Here is a 19114-nt window from a genome sequence, read left to right on the forward strand (position 1 = left end):
GATGTTCATCCTGCGCTTCCTTTGGGCTGTCCTGACATCACGCTGGCTATGGACGCTGATCGGCCTCACGCTGCTTTCCCTGGTCATCTGGGTGTTCGGTCCGATCGTCAGGGTCGGTCCCTATGAACCGTTCGCCTCTGATAACGTGCGCATCGTCATCATTGCGCTGCTGGTCATCTTCTGGCTGATCTGGCTGATCGTCGCCCAGCGCCGGGCGATCCGCGCCAACCGCATGTTCGTCGCCGAGATTGCCGCGCCGGTGGTGGAAAAGCCGCTCAGACCCGGCGAAGAGAATGTCGCGGCCGTCGGTGCCAAGTTCGCCGAGGTGATGGCCGAACTGAAGCGCCGCAAGCTGGGCGGACGAAAGTTTCTGCGCGAAATGCCATGGTATGTGATCGTCGGGCCGCCGGCCACCGGCAAGACCACGGCCTTGCGGCAGTCCGGGCTGAATTTTCCGATCGACCTCACCGACGACCTGCAGGGGGTCGGCGGCACGCGCAACTGCGACTGGTTCTTTTCAGAACATGCGGTTCTGATCGACACGGCCGGCCGTTATGTCCAGCAGGAGAGCCAGCCCGATGTGGACGCGGTTGAATGGCTGGGCTTCCTCGACCTGTTGAAAAAGCACCGCGGACGCCGCGCGCTGAATGGCGTAATCGTCGCGCTTTCGATCGACGTGCTTTGGGAGGGCGATGAAGCCATCAAGGCGCACGGCCGCAAGATCCGCCGCCGGTTGGCCGAACTCAACGACCGGCTCGAAATCCGCCTTCCGGTCTATCTGATGCTGACCAAGGCCGATCTGATCAAGGGCTTCGAGGCTTTCTTCGGCGGCTTGTCCACGGCTTCGCGCGAGCAGGTGTGGGGGACCACCTTCGCGCTGGAAGCGCGTGTCGATGCCAAGACCATTGAACGGGAAATTTCCGCGCTGGCGACGGAACTTGAGCGGAGGCTGGTGCCGCGGCTGGAAGATGAGGACAAACTCGCCGCCCGTGCCGAGATTTTCCGCTTTCCCGCCCAACTGGCAAGCCTGTCCGAACCGATACAGGTGCTGGTCGAGGCAATGTTCGGCGAAAGCCGGTATGAAGAGGTCGCCTGGCTGCGCGGGCTCTATCTGACATCGGCGACGCAGGAAGGAGCGCCCATCGACCGGCTGACCGCGGCGCTGTCTTCGTCCTTCGGCCTGCCGCCGCGACGGGCGCTGCCCGCACCAAGGGTCGAAAAACGCAGCTTCTTCCTGAAGAACCTGCTGACCGAAGTCATCTTCAAGGAAGCGGGCCTCGGCACGTTCGATCCGCTGGCGCAACGGCGCCGCGCCTGGATCTGGCGGGGTGCGGCAGCCGCTTGCGCGGCGGCGGCATTGTTGGCCGGCGGGTTGTTCACCTGGTCCTATTTTGACAACCGCAACGCGATAACGGCCCAGGCAGGCCAGTTCGAAGCGCTGCAGACGCCGCTGACCTCCGTCGCTGCAACGCCGGCATCGGTGGAGCAGCCCGCCATGGACGGCGCGCTCGGTGCGATGGACGCGGTCGCAACCGCCCGGACAGCACCGCCTGGCGCCGCACAGGATCTGCTGGGACCATCGGCCTCCGCGGAAATGGTGCGGGCGCAGACCGACACGTACGATCATGCCCTGCGCAATATTCTTGAGCCACGCATGATCGCCTTGCTCGAGGCGACGATGTGGCGGCAGATCCGCGACCCGGATTTCATGCTCGGAGCGCTGAAAACCTATCGCATGATGACGGGCCTGTCTCAGATGGATCCCGATTACGCCCAAGACTGGTGGGCGAACAGCTTGCCCGAATTCGCGGCCGCGGCACCATTTCCGACCGCCGATGCCGAAGAGCATCAGCTTGCCGCCATCCGCCGGATGACGGTCGACGAGAGCTATGTCGCGCCCGACCAGGCCCTGGTTGCCGAAGCGCTGAAAACGGTGTGTACCATTTCGTTGCCGGCGCGCGCCTACAAACAGTTGCTGGCCGATCCGGCAGTGGCCGGGCTCAAGGAGTGGATCCCGGCGAATTTCGCCGGCCCCAACGGCAGCAAGGTGTTCGCGCGGCGTTCCGCCAAGACGCTTCGCGTCGGCATTTCCGGAGCATTCACCTATGCCGGCTTTCACGACGTCATTCTCGATCGCATCGACGATGTCGCCGCACAGGCGGCGCTCGATCGTGCCGTTTTCGCTGGCGGCTGCTCAGAGAACTCCGAAACCTCGGTCTCGGCGCTGTCCGAGGATATTCTGAAGCTCTACTATGAAGACTATATCGCGCAATGGGACAGCTTCCTGCGCGACATGAGGCTCGCGCCATTGACCGATCTCATCGTCGCCAGTGAGAACCTCAAGGATCTTTCGAGCGCCGATTCCGCGCTGAAGCGCCTGCTGACGGCAGTGGTGCAAGAGACGGAGCTCACCCGTTCGGATGACGCGCCCGCCGGAGATGACAAGGCGGCAGCCAAAGGCGGCTCGAAACTGCTCGGCAAACTGGGCAAGCTTGGCAAGATAGTGAAAACAGGGGCAAAACTGTTGCCACGGGCGGGTTCGGCCAGCGAGGTGGACCTGACCGGCAATCTTGTGGCCGAACATTTCAAACCACTCAAGAGCACCATTGCCGAGGTCGATGGCCAGCCGCCGGCACTGGATGCCGCGGTCGTCGCGCTGACCGCGCTATCCAACGTGCTGCAGACGGTCACCGCGAACCCCAATCCGCAGGATGCTATCAAGAAGCAGGGCGGCCTTGCCGAACTGACGGGAGCGGTCGCCCGGCAGGCACAGATCCTGCCCGACCCTATCAGCATTTGGCTGGGCGGGATTGCCGGCGACACCAGCAATTTGACTCAGAAGGCGGTCACTTCGGAGCTCAACGCCATCTGGCGGGCCGATATCCTGCCTTTCTGCCAGGCGGCGCTGAACGACCGCTATCCGTTCAGCGCCGAGAGCGCGGTGGACGTGAACGTACGGGATTTCGCCCGCCTCTTTGGGCCGGCCGGGCTGATCGACGGTTTCATCAACGACCATCTGATCAACTATGTCGACATGACCAGCCAGCCATGGAAATGGCGCGCCGATTTCGGCCTTGACGGTTCGGCCTTGGCGGCGTTCGAGCAGGCCAGGCACATCCGCGACGATCTATTTGCGGGCGGCAGCGGACCCGTGATGAGCTTCACGCTTGAACCGAAGGACCTGTCTCCCAACGTCACGCGCGTCACGCTCAATCTCGATGGCCAGAGCCTCGTCTACTACAACAACGCAACGCGGCCGCAACCCATGACATGGCCCGGCAAGGACGGCACGGGCGTCATCTCGCTCGCCTTCCAGCCGATCGACGGATCGCCTGAAATAATGCTCAACGAAACCGGCAGCTGGGCGTGGCTGAGGATGCTCCGCAGTGGCCGCTTCGCCAGCACTTCGCTGACCGACGTCTACAGCCTGCGTCTGGGCACGAAAGGCATGTACGCCGATTTCGAGCTCAAGGCCGCCAGCGTCGAAAATCCGTACAACCTCGAAATGTTCAAGAAGTTCACATGTCCGCCGCAGATATGAATGTGCCCGGTTTTTACGGAAAAATGCCCGCCACCGGCGATTTCGTGACGAGGCGGCTGCCGGGCGACTTTGTGCGCGCTTGGGACCGCTGGCTGGCGCAGCATCTCGTCCCGCTGATGGGCTCGAAAGCCTGGGACGAACGAATCCCACTACGTTTCATCTCAGGGCCTGCGGCATTCGGAAACGCGGCGGGGGTAATCTTGCCCTCGGCCGACCGGGTTGGACGGCGCTTTCCTCTTAGCATCGTCGCGATGATGTCCTCTGCGGACGAGACGATGACGCGTAGGGCCGACTGGTTCCGCGACATGGAAGCGCTTTGTTTTGAAACCCAGGAGACCGGGCTGACGCCGGACGCGCTCGACCAGGCGCTGCTGGTTTTTCCCTTCCCTGATCGCGACGAACGCGGGGAAGCGATCGACGGCATGGTCGTGTGGACCGCAACCTCCGACCTTTACGACGTCGATCCGGAGGAACCCACCAAAATCCTCGAATCTCTCCTTGCCGTCAGTGGGGAGATCTGTTGACCGATGTGGAATCTCTGGAACGAGACGCCATTTGCGGCCCAGGAAGCTTGGACCCGCGACGAACACGGCCACGAATGGTGGCTGATCGCGATCAAAGCATCGTTCGAACTTGACCTCGACGGTAAGCAGCAGCTTCTGAAGGATCAGGTTCCTGTTAATATGGCCCCTATCCACAGCGCTGACGCCCTGGAATTACTTGATGACGACGATCTCGTCATTGAAAAGAAGCACACCGATGTCCTTGTAGAAGGCCACGTATATGCGCCTGATCAGCGACCGAATATCGAGTCGATGGCGCGTATCAAGATAGGCAACGTGTTGGACAAGAGCGTGCGTGCGATTGGCGACCGTATTTTTATGCCGGGGCCGGTACTGGTGCGTATGAGCCGACCCGAGCCTTTCATTCGGATTCCGATTTCTTGGCGGAGAACTTTTGGCGGCACGGACACTCAGGCCTCCACGCCCGATTGGGACCGACGAAACCCCGTAGGAACCGGCTTCGCCGTCGATGCACGACATTTGATCGGCAGGACCGGCCCCAACTTCGAGTATCCTGACGCACCCTATCGCGATCACCAAAGCGGCCGGCCAGCAGGTTTCGGTCCAGTGGCGCGGCACTGGATGCCGCGCGCCAAATATGCGGGCACCTATGGCGATGAATGGCAAAAGAGGCGTGATCCGCTGCTGCCCTTGGATTTCAGCCGAACATACTACCAGTGCGCGCCGGAAGATCAGCAAACCAGGACGCCACTTGTCGGCTATGAAACCGTGCGGCTGGGCAATTTCACTGGCGACGGGTTTTTCCAGTTCGTACTGCCTCGTATCGGCTTCGACATACATACGGAGTTCAACAACCGACCCTCCCGGCAGCATGAGGAGCCGACGATCCATACGCTACGGATCAAACCAGACAAGCGTCAGTTCTCCATTACATGGATGACCACGCTGTATGTTCCTTATGACGAGGAGCGGCTGAAGAGCACCACCATAAGCCTACGTCGTCAGACTGTTTCGGCGGCCGCCACGCGCATGGGTATCTGGACGGAGGAATTCGTCGATGGCTAGAGACGACGCCATCGTCATCGTCGGCATCGGCGCGCGAACGCCGTTGGGATTCGACGCTGCTTCCAGTGCGGCCGCGGTTCGCGCTGGCATTTCCGCAATCCAGCAACATCCCACGATGGTCGACCGCTTCGGCGAGCAAATGAAGGTCACCCGCGACATGGGTATTGACCTTCATATGCGGGGTCCCGATCGCGCTGTCGCAATCGCTTTCGATCCGGCCGTGCAGGCATTGCGGCCGATGCTTGGCGCCCTCGGAAACGCACCGGTGTCGTTAATCGTGGCGACAGGCGAACCCAGGCCTGGCCAGGATGGCGAATTCGCAGTCCAAGTGCATGCTCAACTTCGCAGTGGTCTGTCACAATACGCCGTGTTCCAGGGCGGCGGATCCATTGCTGGAGGCCATGCCGGCGGTATGATCGCCATGCTGCAAGCGTCAAAAAGCCTGCGCGAGGGCAGCGTAACGTTCTGCCTGGCTGGCGGCGTCGATACCTATCTGCAGACCGAGACACTCGTGTGGTTGGACGAAAATGAACAACTGCATTCAGAGGGCAACATCTATGGGTTCTGCCCTGGAGAGGCGGCGGGATTTTGCCTGATGACAACTCTGCGAACCGCCCGGAAATATGCTATCCCGCCACGGCTCCAACTGATCGGCATCGAAGGCGCGCACGAGGAAAAACGCATCCGAACCGAGACCGTCGTTCTTGGCGAAGGACTTGGTGCTGCGTTCCGTAACTTGTTCGAAAAGGCCGTAACAGATCCAGTCGATCGGATAATCTGCGACATGAACGGCGAACGCTATCGAGCCAACGAGTACGGCTTCGCAACCATCCGCAATCCCGGTCGGTTCAGGGATGCGGCCGATTTCGAGACCCCTGCCGATTGCTGGGGCGATGTGGGTGCGGCGAGCGGACCTTTGTTTGTCAGCCTTGTGGCGGAAGCCGAAGCCCGCAATTATCAGACCGGACCCCTGTCCCTGATCTGGACCAGTTCCGAGAACGGCGTTCGCGCAGCCGCACTACTCGGCGGCAGGCGAAAGGCTGCCTGATGCCGACGCATATCACCGTCAATGGCCTCGGCTTAACCCACAAATCGTCCACCGGATTCTCCAAGGCGACAATCCCCGACGTTTGCAAGACTCCGAGCCCGGGCGGCCCCATTCCCTTGCCTTATCCCAACTTCGCAATGAGCAGCACATTGCAGAATGGCACGACAACCGTCTTCGCTAAGGGCGGCGCCATGATTGCTAACAAAGGCTCGCAATACGGGATGAGTACGGGTGACGAACCCGGAACGGTTGGCGGCGTCAAATCCAATACGTTCAAACAGGCAACAGATTGGATACTCTACTCGTTCGACGTCAAGATGGATGGCAAGAACGCCTGCCGCCACACCGACAAGAAATATCACAACAACAAAAATACGGTCGACCTGCAGGGGAATGCAAATCCAGCCCCGCTGCCTACGGTCGTTTTCGATTCGGCAACCTTTCCTAACAAGGTAGCCAACATGAAGAAGCGGATGCCCGCTTCCGGCAAGAAGAAGCTGACGCGCCAGACAAGCCGAAGCGCCATCCGCAAGAACCGGCGAGCCGCGCTCAAAGGCGAGAAAAAGGGCAAGAAAAAGACGTCGCTCGACGAGTTTCCCTTCGCCTCTTCGACCCAGGGTGGAAAACCTCCGGGTAAGCCGAAAGCCGCCGTCGCGGCGATTCCGGTGTCGGAGCAGAACGCCCAAGGCGGCAAACTTTCGTCGTTTTATCAGAACAACAATATTGGCAACGGCGATTCATATTGGGTGGAAGTCATCTAGAGTCAGGCTCCTGCAATGATCGAAGAACTGGACCGGATCGTTCAATTTCTGACGCGTCTCGGACGCGTAACGCCAACTCTGCTCCAGCCCGGGCTGTCCACCATGGACATCCGTGCCTGGGAGGCACGGTTGCCTTTCCCGCTTCCGTTGGAGTTGGAGCAACTATATCGCTGGCGCGACGGAACCAGGGTGAACGAAGGCGAGCAGTTGGACACCGTTTACTTTTTCCCCGGCTTCTACCTGCTGTCGCTCGAAGAAGCTGTCGAAATATTCATGGAACGAAGGGACGCACCGCAGTGGCGCAAAGGGTGGTTTCCGGTGTTTGCTGACGGAGGCGGGGATTTCTACCTCGCCTCATGCGGCCATGAGAAGAAGGAAACCGCAGAGATAATCGGCTTCATTCATGGGGAGCCCCAGCAGCCTGTGGAGTATGAGAGCCTTACGGCAATGATCAAAACGATTGACGCGTGTTACGCTGAAGGCGCTTTTTTTGTCGACGAAGACAACACTCTTGAAATCGATGACGAACTTCATCGCGACATCGCTCACAGGTTTAACCCGGAGATTCCCGAATGGCAAAACTAACGCAGCTTGAGGCGGCACAAAAGAAGGCTCTGGGTGGGGACATCGAAGAAGCGGAACAGGCGTTCGCCGACCTGGTGAAGAAGGGTACGGCCCGGGCCGCAGCGGCTCTCGCGGAGATCTCGGCGTACCGCGGTCAATGGCACGAAGTGCTCGGACATGTCGAGACGTCCGTCGCCGCACTAGACCAATTCGAGACGTTCGACGTCCAGATTGATCAGATCACGCTTTGCTCGCTAGCGGCACGCCAAACCGAAAGCTGGGATCGAGCCGCAAAGACAGCGGAGATCGGCCGCCGCAGTTTGGGAAAGAAGGGCGATCCCGATCTTCTGAAGATACTCGCAAGGCTGGCTGCGTTCGCCGCATCACACGGTTCGGAGGATTTTCGCTTACCGCAGGGTGTGCAGCTTGGTGGCGCAGTTCGCTTTGCTGAGGCGGTGGCGAAGGTTGAAGGCAGCAAGAAAAAGTTTTCGGATCCGCAGACACGGGCCGATCATATGATCGGACTGGCGCGTGTCTATGAGTATCATGAGGGTGCGGTGCAGATGTTTGAAAAAGACAACACCCTGCCCGGTATTTTCGACAACGTGGTGTTCCTCGCCGCCGCGCTGGCCAAAGCCGGGCGCTCAGACGATGCATGGGCGGTCATAAGGGGCGGAATCAGCGATTGGTGGCCGGTGGAGGAAACCCAGATTGCGCCGGTTGTGCTTCTAACAGACGCGTCATTGGCACCGATCATGACCGCGGTGCGCTGCGCCGAAATTCTCGATACCCCACGGGGATCCTGATCGATCGGCTCGTGGCTCGAGTCGCGGTCTCGGCGCGTTTCTTGATTATTTTTGGAGCACACTGTTGCTCCACATCCTAACGTTCTCTGCCACAGGCACCTTCATCGCAAAATCGCCGAAGTGATCCTCAAAGTCAGGCCCAAGCGTGGTCGGATCGAGCGTAAACAACCCGTCGATGCCGCGTGCTTCCGGGAAGGTCTCGAGCAGCGCGCCGCCAGCGGCCGCAGCGAGCGCTGGAATGCGCATCTGCTGCACCAGCCAAGGCAGGATCGAACGATCGCCCAGCATGCCGGCGCCACGCACGGCTAGCGACGCCGTGTCGGGCGACTTGAGCAAGCCACCCATGAAGGCGCGGACGTCGTCCTGTGGCCCTGCCTTGATCAAGGCTCGCAAAGCCGTCGGTGCATTTGGCCCATTGGTGGCCGCAACCTTTCGCAACTCCGCCCTCGCCAAATCCCCGCGGTCAAGTTCGTTCAGTGTCCAGGCTGCCCATAGCCGCACGCTTCCGTCGTCGGCATCTAGCGCGCCAGCAACTTCGTGCACCAGATCGAGGCGTTGCAGTACCCCCGCCAAATGCAGGCTGTTTGCCCGCACGCGGACGTCAGGATCGCGCATCAGATTCGTCAACAGAGCTTTTGGGTCGACCCCATGTTCGCGGCAGGCCGCGACAGCGAGATAGCGTAGGAACGCGTCTTGCGCGCTGATCCAACGCCGTACCAAGGGACTAATCGTTTCGGCCTTATGCCATGCCAGTGCTCCGACCAGGCCCCGCGCATCGTCATCCGAAGCACGGCCAAGTTCAACGGCTTGTCGGATCTTGTTATCGCTACCCTGCTCAATTGCCAACCATGTGAAAAGGAACAACTCCCCCTTTTCGGGGAAGTCCTCATAGGCAGCCTCGATGAACGGCCATGCGGCTACCCCGGCAATACGCAAGCCGTCAAGGTTTGCCTCAAGCCGCCTGCCGACGCCGTCGACCACGTTTCCCTCAGGTGGGTCCTCGGCGGCCAACGTGTCGCGCTGCGCCCACAAGAAAGCCGCCAGCTCGGCGTGCTGACGCACAATGTCCTTGACGATGCGATGTTCAACGGTACCGTCCGATTGTTGGCCGTAGCTCCCCGCGACCATCATCAATTTAAGTCGATCGAACCGCCGCGAATACGGTTGGCGGCACTGGCGTGGCTGGTAACGAAAGTACCTCTGATGGTGATGCGACCGTCTTTCTCCATCAGGATCGTTGCCTTGCCGCAGCGTAATTCGATCCGTTCTTCGGCGTGAATCCGCACGCGGTCTCCATCGCGAATAACTGCAGGTGCCGCATGCTTGCGCACCAGTTCCACGATGCGCCCGACGATGAGCGGCCGCCGCGCATCTCCGTCCTCGAACAACAAGGCGATCTCCTGGCCGATCATATCGGATGACAGTTCGGCAAGGCTGCGCGCCGCTAGTGCGGTTTCTTTCGAATTGCCCGGAAATACTACCAGAGGACCGTCTTCGCCGAAACCGAGAAACTGGCCAATTACGACGCCATCGACGCGATCACGAACCTTTTCCATGCTCTAGTTCTCCCCTATTTTCGAACCCTTCATCGTGATGTCGCTAGAAGCCTTGATGCTGATCTTTCCTGACCCTTTGACCGAAATGTCCTTGCCCTCGATCGCGATCGTGCCGTCTTTCTTCATCATGATCTTGGCCGAGCCGGTTGTGATGAGAATTTCGTCACCGGCGTCGATGACCAGCTTCTTGCCGATTTTGATCGTGCCATTGCCGGTGACAGAAATGGCACTGTCTTTGCCGACCGAGAGGGAATGCGCGCCGGCCACCGATGTCGAATCGTCCTTGCCTACCGAAGCGGTGCGTCCTCCGCCGACCGTCGAACCTTGATCCTTCGCGATGCTCTCGGTGTGGCCGCCGCCTATGGACACGCTCTGATCGGAAGCAATCGTCCAGCTGTCGCTCGCACCTATGCTGTGGTCCTGCGCTGCCCCAACCGTCACGGACCGTGTCGCGCCGATCGTGTTGGTCTGCGGCCCGCCGACGCTTCTGGTCTCCGATGCTCCGACCGTATCGACACGCGCAGCGCCAACGCTCACCGTCTGCACAATCCCCACCGTCTGCGTGTGATTGGCGTCGATGTTCTCCGTCGAGTTCGACACGACATGGATGGTCTCGTTGGCCATGACCGTCAGCGAGCGGTTGGCGCCCACTGTCTCGGTGTCGTTCGAGCCGATGTTGGTGGTCTGGTCGACGCCGATCTTGACCGTCTTGTTGTTACCGACGTCCTCATCGAGGTTGTGGCCGACGGAATGCTTGGCGTCGTGGTCGATGCGGTCGGACTGGTCGTGCTGCACCAGCTTGGTGCGGTCGTGCTTGACCAGAAGGATGTGGTCCTTCTGCGCCTGGAAATTGACCAGTTCGGAGCCGGCCTTGTCCTCGAACATCAGCTCGTTGTAGCCGCCACCGCCTTTGGAGGAGTCGGACTTCCAGCCCGATTGCGTGGCGCTGCCCGGCAGCCCGTAGGGCGGCATCTGGGAGGCGTTGTAGACCCTGCCGGTAATGATCGGCAGGTCCGGGTCGCCTTCGATGAAGTCGACGATCACCTCCTGGCCGATGCGCGGGATCTGGATGAAGCCCCAGCCGCTGCCGGCCCAGGTCTGCGACACCCGCACGAAACAGGAGCTGTTCTGGTCCTTCTTGCCCAGACGGTCCCAATGGAACTGCACCTTCACCCGCGCATATTTGTCGGTGAATATTTCTTCGCCAGACGGGCCGACCACCGTCGCCGTCTGGGGGCCGCGCATGATCGGCCGTGGCGTGATCCGCGGCGGACGATAGGGCAAGGCTGTCGGCGCCAGGCCGAGGATCACCTTGAAATTCTCGCTGTCGACGTCAGCATGGGCTCTGTAGCCTGGATCAAACAGTCTGTATTCGGCGCTGACCACCAGATACTCCTGATTCTGGTCCTCGCGCGGAAAGCTATCCAGCTTGAACGTGCAGCCCGAATAGAGGCCGCGCACGGTGCCGACGGCGGCGATGCGCTGGTGGACGGCCTGGATTTCCTCACGCCGGATCGCGGCCAGGCTGTCTCCCCGGCCCGTTTCGAGATGCGCGCCGGGCTGGCGGTAGTTCTCGCCCGCTGCCTCCTTGTGGCTGAACGGCTGGGCCGACTTGGCCATGAGATCGGCGCCCGGCTTCGTGAAATCATAGTCAGTGTGGGCATAGGCGCCTGGGCGCACCGAACTGCCCGGTATCCATTCAGTGATGTATTCGACATCGCGCCGCGAACCCTGACCTTCAAAGTTATAGAGCACTTTCTCGTAGCCCGGCGCAGGCTTCAGCTTGCTCATCGCATCGGCCAGGACAAGCGTGTGCTTGCCGTCATCATGCTCGAAGAAATACAGGATGCCTTCATGCTCCAGCAGCCGCTGCACGAAATCCAGATCGGGTTCGTCGTACTGCACGCAATATTCGCGCGGGGGATAGGACCCTTGCAGGCGCAGATCGAATTCCGCGATACCGTATTTCTTGAAGATGTCCTTGACGATGTCGAGGACGCTCTTGTTCTGGAAAATACGGCAATCGGTGGTGTTGCCGAGAAACCAGAGCCACGGCCTGATGACCGCCTCATAGTAGGCCAGCCGATCTTCCAGCCGGGTGAGCCGGAACTCGGAGACGATGCCGCTGAACCAGCGTTTCGGATCGGATTCAGCTTCGATCGAGAGCGGCCCGCCCAGCATCTTCAACGGATCGATATCGGAGTCGGTGCTCACGAATCCGACCGTATAGGCAAAACAACGGCTGATCTCATCGCGTCCGACAAGATGCGTGAAGGTCAACAGCTCGGAGCCAACCGGTGTGCGGACAACGGTGGCACGTTCATTGGGCATGGGTCGAGCCCCCTCCTGGACGCGGCCGCCAATGTGATGGATTTGAAGTTCCCGCTATATTAACAGCATTCCGTTCAGGAACTTCTTAGATCCGCCACGCCAGGCCATGTTGAGCCTACCACATGTTTTCCTGCTGGCCAAAGAGGACATGGGGCGACAGAAACCCAAACCGTGTCGCGGTTGGTCGGATTCACGCGCTGCACCTTCAGGTCTTGTTTCATGCAATGTCGTTTTCTCAAACGGAGGGCACTTTTGGGCGACATGCATTAACCAGCCGGTTCATCGGCTTGAAACGCTTCTGTCCTGTTTTACCCGCAAGCTGCTAGAATGGCGGAGTACCGATCAACGATCGACGGCGATCTCGGATGCACATCAGTCTGGAAATCAACAATGTCGACGCCTTGCCCGCTGGTACCTCGACCAGCTACGCGGCGCGTGATCGCGGCTTCGAAATCGGACGCGATGCTTGCGACTGGACCTTGCCGGATCCCGACAAGTTCATCTCGGGCCGCCACTGCGAGGTTCGTTACGAGGCGGGCGCGTTCTGGCTGCACGACATCTCGCGCAATGGGACTTTCATCAACGGATCGAGCCAGCGCATGACCGGGCCACACCGGCTTGGCCATGGCGACCGGATACTGATCGGCCGTTATGTCATCTTGGTATCGATCGACGAAGAGCGCGCCACGGCGGGCTACCGCAGCTACAAATCCGAGCAGCGAGACATGCCGCCCGCGACAGGCCGACCGCTGGAATTCAAAGATGCACCTTTCTTCGATCCCGCGCAGCAACGGCCCGGGCAGCGCATTCCGCCGCACTCCCCACCCCTGCCTTCGACCAGAGACGAGGTCTTGCGGGAGATCGCGATCGGAGCCGGCATTTCGCCGGAATTGCTTCAATTACGCGACCCGCATGAAGTTGCCGCCGAAATCGGCGCGGTCCTGCGGGCGGTGGTCGAGGAACTGACGTTGCTGCTGAAAGCACGTGCGGCCGCGAAAATGCTGGCCAAGAGCACACAACGAACGATGATCAGCTCCGCCGACAACAATCCGCTGAAGTTCGTTCCAGGAACCGACGACATCCTCGAAATCATGTTCGCCCGTCGCAGGGCCGGCTATCTTGATGCCAGGCGCAGTATCGAGGACGCATTCCGCGATCTGAAGACGCACGAATTCGCCACCTATGCCGCCATGCAAGCTGCGCTCTCCCGACTGCTTGACGACCTGTCGCCCGAGGCGATCGGCAGGAAACTCCCGCCTACGTCGTTCACATCGAAGAAGGGGCAGGCCTGGGACGCCTATGTCGCGACATGGCGGACCATGGAGGAGGCACATGAAAACGGCATGCTGGACATCTTCCTGGCGTATTTCAGCGAGGCCTACGCCAAAGCCGACAAGCAAAAATAGGCGATCCAGGAAACGCCTGGCAGGCCAATCAGAAAAGTCCTCCGACGCCCGGCATCCGGTTCCAATAAACAATTTCTGAGATTACAATCGCGTACGACAGTTCGCCAAGCGGGTAAGACTCATTGACCTGGGGGTCTGCGGCAATGTCATGCTACGGCGGGACAGGATTTTCTGGCCAATCCTTCTGCGGACACTGCCGCGGCCGACCGGAGCTGCCCCTTTACCCGACCAGAAACCGTCTTGCGCCTGTCTCGCCCAATCGCGGGTATCCCGCCTGCACGGGTGATCGGCGATGAGCTCGAAGGACGACCCCTTCGGTCCGGCGGGCAAGACCGTCATTCGCGCAAATCCACGGCGCACGCAAAAACCGCCGCCGGTTCCGGAGCAATCCATCGCGGACACCTCCAGGATCGAGGATTCAACCGTGTTCGATCCTGGCGTCGTGCGGCCACCGGGCTGGGTATCAGGAACCGTCATCTATCAAGGCCCGGCCCTGGGTGCCCCAGCAGGTACCAGCTCTTCGGCCGCCGCATCAAAGCCGCCCATCGAGCAGCGCATGCTGCTCGGCGCCGCCGAGGTGGTCAGATACTGCGCGGCAAACACTATTCTCGCTGCGGCCGCTCCTTTGCTGATGCTGTTTGGGCAACTCAGGCTGATGCCTGTCGAAAGACAGGCGGAGCCACTGGCGCAACATGTCGCGGAGGCCATCGAAAAATTCGACCGGACGGTGGAGAAATCGGACGTTGCCGAAGAGGATGCGCGGATTGCGCGTTATGTTCTGTGCGAAACAGCCGACGATCTTATCGGCAACCTGCCTTGGCCTGGGAAAGACGACTGGTCGCAACGCAGCATGTCGTGGCAGTTCTTTCATACCCAGTCCTCCGGCACAGGCTTCTACGAAGCACTGAACAAGATCCTGGCCCATCCCGAGACACATTACGATCTGCTCGAACTGATGCATGTCTGTCTGTCGCTGGGGTTCGAGGGCCAGTATCGCGGCGTGAGGCGCGAAGACAACAATCTCGAGCGCGTTCGACGCGACGTCTACGAGACGCTTCGCTACTTCAGGACGCGTGCGGGTGAAGACATCTCGCCGCGCTGGCAGGGCTTGGCCGAGACGATGGCGCAGTCCTCGGCCCGCCTGCCGCTTTGGGTGGTTGCCGCGTCAGCGTCGGCGCTGCTGGCGGCAGCGTTCTTCGCATTGCGGGTCTTCATCTCCAATGAAGGCGACGCCGCCGCAGGTGAATTGCTGGCACTCAACCCATCAATACCCGTCGCTATCGAGCGCGCCAGCGTGGCGCCGCTGGTCGAGCCAGCCAAAGTCGCCCCACCGGCGGCCAACGCTCAGATCAATCGTATTCGTGCGGCGCTGGCCAAGGACGTCGAAGGCGGCGGACTGGCCATTGGCACCAAGGGCGACTTCATCGTCGTGGAAATCAACAATCTGCTGCTGTTCCAGTCCGGCAGGGCCGAGACGAAGCCGGAATTTCAGCCCATCGCCGCCGACATCGCCGCGGCTCTTGAGCACGAGCCTGGACCGATCCGGATCGTCGGCCACACGGATAATGTCAAACCGCGTCGGTCGAGCGCCTTCAAATCCAACTTCGACCTTTCGCTGGCCCGGGCCAAAGCCGTCGAAGCCCTGATGGCCGCGAAATTCAGCGATCCCTCGCGACTGACGGTGGACGGCAAGGGCGAGGACGAACCGATCGCCGAAAACGCGACGCCGGAAGGCCGCGCCAGGAACCGCCGTGTCGATGTGATGATCCCCAGGGAGGAGACATTGTGACGACCTGCTGGAAGCATCCATGACGCGTTGGCTGCTGCGGATATTCAGCATGACCGCGCTGATCGGCTTCGCGACCGCCATATGGTTTGCCGGCCCCTTGATCCGCTTTGCCGATAGCCGGCCGCTCGGGCCTGTCTGGCTGCGTGCAACGATCATCGGTGTAATCGTGGCGACGCTGGCGCTTGTTCACGGGCTTCGTTTCTGGCAGGCGAGGAAGGCGCAAAAAGCGCTCGAAACCGTCGTTGCGCACAATGATGACCGCGATCATGACGATGGGCGGCTGCTCGAAGCCCGCATGAATGAGGCCTTGGCGGCGCTCAAAGGGTCGAGCGGCAAGCGCAACTTCCTCTACGACGTCCCCTGGTACGTCGTCATAGGCCCGCCGGGTGCCGGCAAGACAACGGCACTGGTCAATTCGGGGCTGAATTTTCCGCTTGCCGGTTCAGGAGACGCCCAACCGGTGGCCGGCATTGGCGGAACACGTGCCTGCGACTGGTGGTTTACCGACCAGGCCGTGTTGATCGACACCGCAGGTCGCTACACGACGCAGGATTCCAATGCTGAGAGCGACAAGAAGAGCTGGCTCTCCTTCCTGTCACTGCTCAAGAAGCACCGCGCCCGGCAACCGATAAACGGCGTCATCCTGGCCATCAGCCTTGCCGATCTGATGAGCTTCGACGACCGGCAGCTAGATACCCACGTCGCCGAGATACGCAACCGGCTGAGGGAAATCCACGAGACGCTGAAAGTTCAGTTTCCAGTCTATCTGATTTTCACCAAGGCCGATCTTGTCTCCGGTTTCCTGGACTACTTCGGCGGTTTCGACGAGTCACGAAGGCGCAAGGTGTGGGGCGCGACATTCCAGACCGCGGAGCGCGACAGGAACATGGCCGCTGGAGCCCCTGCCGAATTCGATGCGCTGGCAAAACGACTGGCCGACGAGATGGCCGACCGCCTCCAGGAAGAGGCTGATCCCGTCACGCGCATCTCCATCTTCGGTTTTCCGGCACAGTTCGGCGCACTAAAGGGCCGAGTTACCAGCTTTGTCGCCGCTCTGTTCGATCCCGGACGCAGCCAGGTGAATGTCAGCCTGCGTGGATTGTATTTTTCGTCCGGCACGCAAGAGGGCACGCCTATCGATCAGGTGCTGGGCGCGATCGGCCGCAATTTCGGCGGCAATTCCCGCCCTCACCTTTCTGGAACCGGCAAAAGCTTCTTTTTGCATGATCTGCTGACGGACGTCATTTTTGCCGAATCGGGCTGGGTTTCGTATGACAAATCGGCTGCAAGGCGTGCGGCGATCGTCAGATTTGGTGGCCTGGGTGCCATAACGCTGATCGCCGCCGCCGCACTGGGTACGCTCGCCCTGAGCTTTGCTTCCAACCGGTCGCTGATCGCCTCCACAACGCTGGCCATGGGCCAGTATCGCGAGACGGCGGCCCCGTTGCTCCAGGCCAGCACGGTCACCGATGTCGACCTTGAAAACGTCATCGGCCCGCTTGACCAGTTGCGCGATCTGCCGGCCGGGTATGAAACCGGTGACTTGCCGACACCGTTAGAGGAGACGTTCGGCCTCAGCCAGAGGGAGAGACTTCTTTCGGCATCCAAAACAGCCTATCGGCAGGCGCTGGAGCGACTGCTCCGATCGCGCCTGTTGATCCAGGCCGAGCGGACGATCCAGGCCAAGATGGCCGATCCCGTCGCACTCTACGAACCGTTGAAAATCTATCTGATGCTTGGCGGCAAGGCACCGAAGGTCGATGACGCTTTGATCGTTTCGTGGATGAAGCGGGACTGGGAGCAGAACCGATATCCGGGCGAAAACAATCGCGAAGGACGCGAGCAGCTCGAAAAGCACCTGCGCGCCATGCTTGCATTGGACGACGCCTATGATCCGGTCTTCGAACTCAACCAGCCGCTTGTCGAAGCCGCTCAACGTTCACTCGGGCGTATGAGCCTTGCCGATCGCGCTTCGGCCTTGATCAAGTCGGCTATATACGCAGCGGTGCTGGACGATTTTTCACTGTCTCAGAAAGGCGGGCCGGAAGCGCAGCTGCTGTTCGAGCGCATCGATGGCGGCGATCTGTCAGGGCTTCGTATTCCCGGCATCTATACTCATTCCGGCTTCAACACCTTCTATCTCCGGCAACTGTCGCGCATTGCGCAGATGCTTGTCGACGAGCAGTGGGTTCTCGGGGGCGGCGGCGAACAAGGCGACATCAACCAGCAATTGCTCAAGCTCGGCCCCGAACTTCTTGATCGCTACGGCAAGGAGTTCGCGGCCGCGTGGAACGGCGTTCTCGGCCAGTTGAAATTCAAGGCGATGCTGACGGACAAGCCGCACTACATCGCGCTTTCGGCCGCTGCCTCCCCAAGCTCACCGATGAATCAGCTCTTTGCGGCAATCGCCGATGAAACAGCTCTGACGCGGGACTCAGGTGACGGCCCCGATCCCGGCACCGAGATCGAAGGCACGGTCCAGAACCCGCCGCGCAACCCCGCGGATCTGGCCAAGGGCCTGGCCCGCATCGGCATAACAATCGCCAGCGGCAAATCGCAAAGCCGCGCCGGCACCGGGGCCGCCGACGCACGGAACTTCAGTCCAGGAGCAAACATCGAAGCGCAATTCAGACCATTCCAGGCCCTGGTGAACGGCCCTGCCGGACATCGCCCGATCGATGCTCTGACCCAAAACTTCAGCGATATCTATCAGAGCCTGCAACTGGCGGCCGAAGTTCCTTCGCAGACGGAACGCGTCAATTCGAACCTGCAGCTGCAGATAGCCACGCTTCGCGCCAATGTCTCGCGCCTGCCCAAGCAACTCGGCCGGATGGTCAACGCGACGGCGGATGAGTTCGAAGGCAACGTTGCCGAAACCTCGGTGACCAACTTAAATCAGATACTTGACCAGACGGTCACAGCCCCTTGTGAAGCCGCAATCAGCGGCCGTTATCCCTTCGCCCGCGACGCCACCGAGGATGTTGCGATGGCAGATTTCGCCAAATTGTTCGCCCCTGGCGGCTTGCTGGACCGGTTCTTCGCACAAAATCTAGCATCGCTGATCGACATGACCAGCCAGGACTGGACTTGGAAACAGGATGCGCGCTTTGGACGCGACCTGTCGAAATCGACCCTGAAAGACTTCCAGCTTGCGGCGGAAATCCGCAGCGCCTTCTTCCCATCGGGCGGTTCGTTGCCTTCGGTCAGCATCACTTTCACACCGTTCTCACTGAATGGCGATGTCGATACGGCGATACTCGACGCCGAAGGCCAGATCGTCTGGAGCAATCAGACGGGCAACGCGCCGAGCGCGGTCACCTGGCCGGGCGAGGCAGCTTCCGCGTCCGCCAGCCTAAGCTTGACGCCGGAGATGCCAGGCCGCGAATCCGCCATCAAGTTCGAAGGGCCCTGGGCGCTGAAACGACTTCTGGACAAGGCTGCCGTCACCGGCGACGACAGCAACATGCAAGCGCGCTTCGTGATCGGCGGACGCGACGTTACTTATGCTCTCCAGACAGGCTCAGGCTCCAACCCCTTCTTCCTCCCGGCCCTGTCCGGATTCAGCTGTCCCAAGGCGTTTTGAACAGGGTTCATCTGCTGAACATGGCGTCGGTCCGCTGACCACGGCGTTCAAAGCCTGGTTTTCCTTAGTTTTCGATACTTTAATGTTCGAGCCTGTGGCAAAGTGGCGCCAGCGAGCGTCCAAAGGTGCGCCGCAGAAGG

The 19114-nt window shown here is 60.5% G+C and carries 13 protein-coding genes; 10 read left to right on the forward strand and 3 right to left on the reverse strand.

The annotated features are described in order from the left end of the window. Position 1 precedes the first annotated feature (1 nt). The 7 genes from tssM (A9K65_RS33200) to A9K65_RS33230 all read left to right on the forward strand — a co-directional run bounded on the left by tssM (A9K65_RS33200) (position 2) and on the right by A9K65_RS33230 (position 8309). Positions 2–3541, forward strand: coding sequence for a type VI secretion system membrane subunit TssM (tssM, locus tag A9K65_RS33200; protein WP_064993478.1), 3540 nt, complete (start codon positions 2–4; stop codon positions 3539–3541). Further along, complete coding sequence (gene tagF, locus A9K65_RS33205; RefSeq protein ID WP_024504484.1) at positions 3523–4065, forward strand: type VI secretion system-associated protein TagF; 543 nt, start codon at positions 3523–3525, stop codon at positions 4063–4065. The genes tssM (A9K65_RS33200) and tagF overlap by 19 nt, the downstream gene beginning before the upstream one ends. A 3-nt stretch (positions 4066–4068) precedes the next feature. Further along, positions 4069–5130, forward strand: a complete 1062-nt coding sequence (locus A9K65_RS33210; protein WP_013525297.1) for a DUF2169 domain-containing protein — start codon at positions 4069–4071, stop codon at positions 5128–5130. A 115-nt stretch (positions 5131–5245) separates the two neighbouring features. After that, a complete protein-coding gene (locus A9K65_RS33215; RefSeq protein ID WP_164753876.1) occupies positions 5246–6178 on the forward strand; it encodes a beta-ketoacyl synthase N-terminal-like domain-containing protein in 933 nt (310 codons plus the stop codon). After that, complete coding sequence (locus A9K65_RS33220) at positions 6178–6939, forward strand: PAAR-like domain-containing protein (protein ID WP_013525295.1); 762 nt, start codon at positions 6178–6180, stop codon at positions 6937–6939. The genes A9K65_RS33215 and A9K65_RS33220 overlap by 1 nt, the downstream gene beginning before the upstream one ends. Positions 6940–6954: 15 nt before the next feature. Beyond that, the gene (locus A9K65_RS33225; protein WP_013525294.1) at positions 6955–7524 is read left to right on the forward strand and encodes an SMI1/KNR4 family protein; all 570 of its coding nucleotides are present in this window, start codon (positions 6955–6957) and stop codon (positions 7522–7524) included. Continuing rightward, positions 7512–8309, forward strand: coding sequence for a hypothetical protein (locus A9K65_RS33230; protein WP_013525293.1), 798 nt, complete (start codon positions 7512–7514; stop codon positions 8307–8309). Before A9K65_RS33225 ends, A9K65_RS33230 begins: the two co-directional genes overlap by 13 nt. Positions 8310–8354: 45 nt before the next feature. Here A9K65_RS33230 and A9K65_RS33235 read toward each other — a convergent pair whose 3' ends face one another. Genes A9K65_RS33235 through tssI form a run of 3 tightly spaced genes read right to left on the reverse strand, consistent with a single transcriptional unit; the run spans position 8355 to position 12196 of the window. Beyond that, positions 8355–9443, reverse strand: coding sequence for a hypothetical protein (locus A9K65_RS33235; RefSeq protein ID WP_164752018.1), 1089 nt, complete (start codon positions 9441–9443; stop codon positions 8355–8357). Continuing rightward, positions 9440–9865 carry a DUF6484 domain-containing protein gene (locus A9K65_RS33240; protein ID WP_013525291.1) on the reverse strand — a complete coding sequence of 142 codons (426 nt, stop codon included), beginning with the start codon at positions 9863–9865 and terminating at the stop codon, positions 9440–9442. Before A9K65_RS33240 ends, A9K65_RS33235 begins: the two co-directional genes overlap by 4 nt. A 3-nt stretch (positions 9866–9868) precedes the next feature. Further along, positions 9869–12196 carry a type VI secretion system tip protein TssI/VgrG gene (gene tssI / locus A9K65_RS33245; protein WP_064993476.1) on the reverse strand — a complete coding sequence of 776 codons (2328 nt, stop codon included), beginning with the start codon at positions 12194–12196 and terminating at the stop codon, positions 9869–9871. Between the two features lie 365 nt (positions 12197–12561). Between tssI and tagH the strand changes: the two genes are divergently transcribed. The 3 genes from tagH to tssM (A9K65_RS33260) all read left to right on the forward strand — a co-directional run bounded on the left by tagH (position 12562) and on the right by tssM (A9K65_RS33260) (position 18974). Further along, entirely contained in the window at positions 12562–13602 is a 1041-nt protein-coding gene (tagH, locus tag A9K65_RS33250; RefSeq protein WP_064993475.1) for a type VI secretion system-associated FHA domain protein TagH, read from the forward strand. Positions 13603–13894: 292 nt separating this feature from the next. Next, positions 13895–15391 carry a type VI secretion system protein TssL, long form gene (tssL, locus tag A9K65_RS33255; protein ID WP_063173925.1) on the forward strand — a complete coding sequence of 499 codons (1497 nt, stop codon included), beginning with the start codon at positions 13895–13897 and terminating at the stop codon, positions 15389–15391. A gap of 19 nt (positions 15392–15410) precedes the next feature. Next, positions 15411–18974, forward strand: coding sequence for a type VI secretion system membrane subunit TssM (gene tssM / locus A9K65_RS33260; protein WP_064993474.1), 3564 nt, complete (start codon positions 15411–15413; stop codon positions 18972–18974). Positions 18975–19114 lie beyond the last annotated feature (140 nt).

The organism is Mesorhizobium sp. WSM1497 (genome assembly GCF_001672455.2).
GTDB lineage: Bacteria > Pseudomonadota > Alphaproteobacteria > Rhizobiales > Rhizobiaceae > Mesorhizobium > Mesorhizobium ciceri.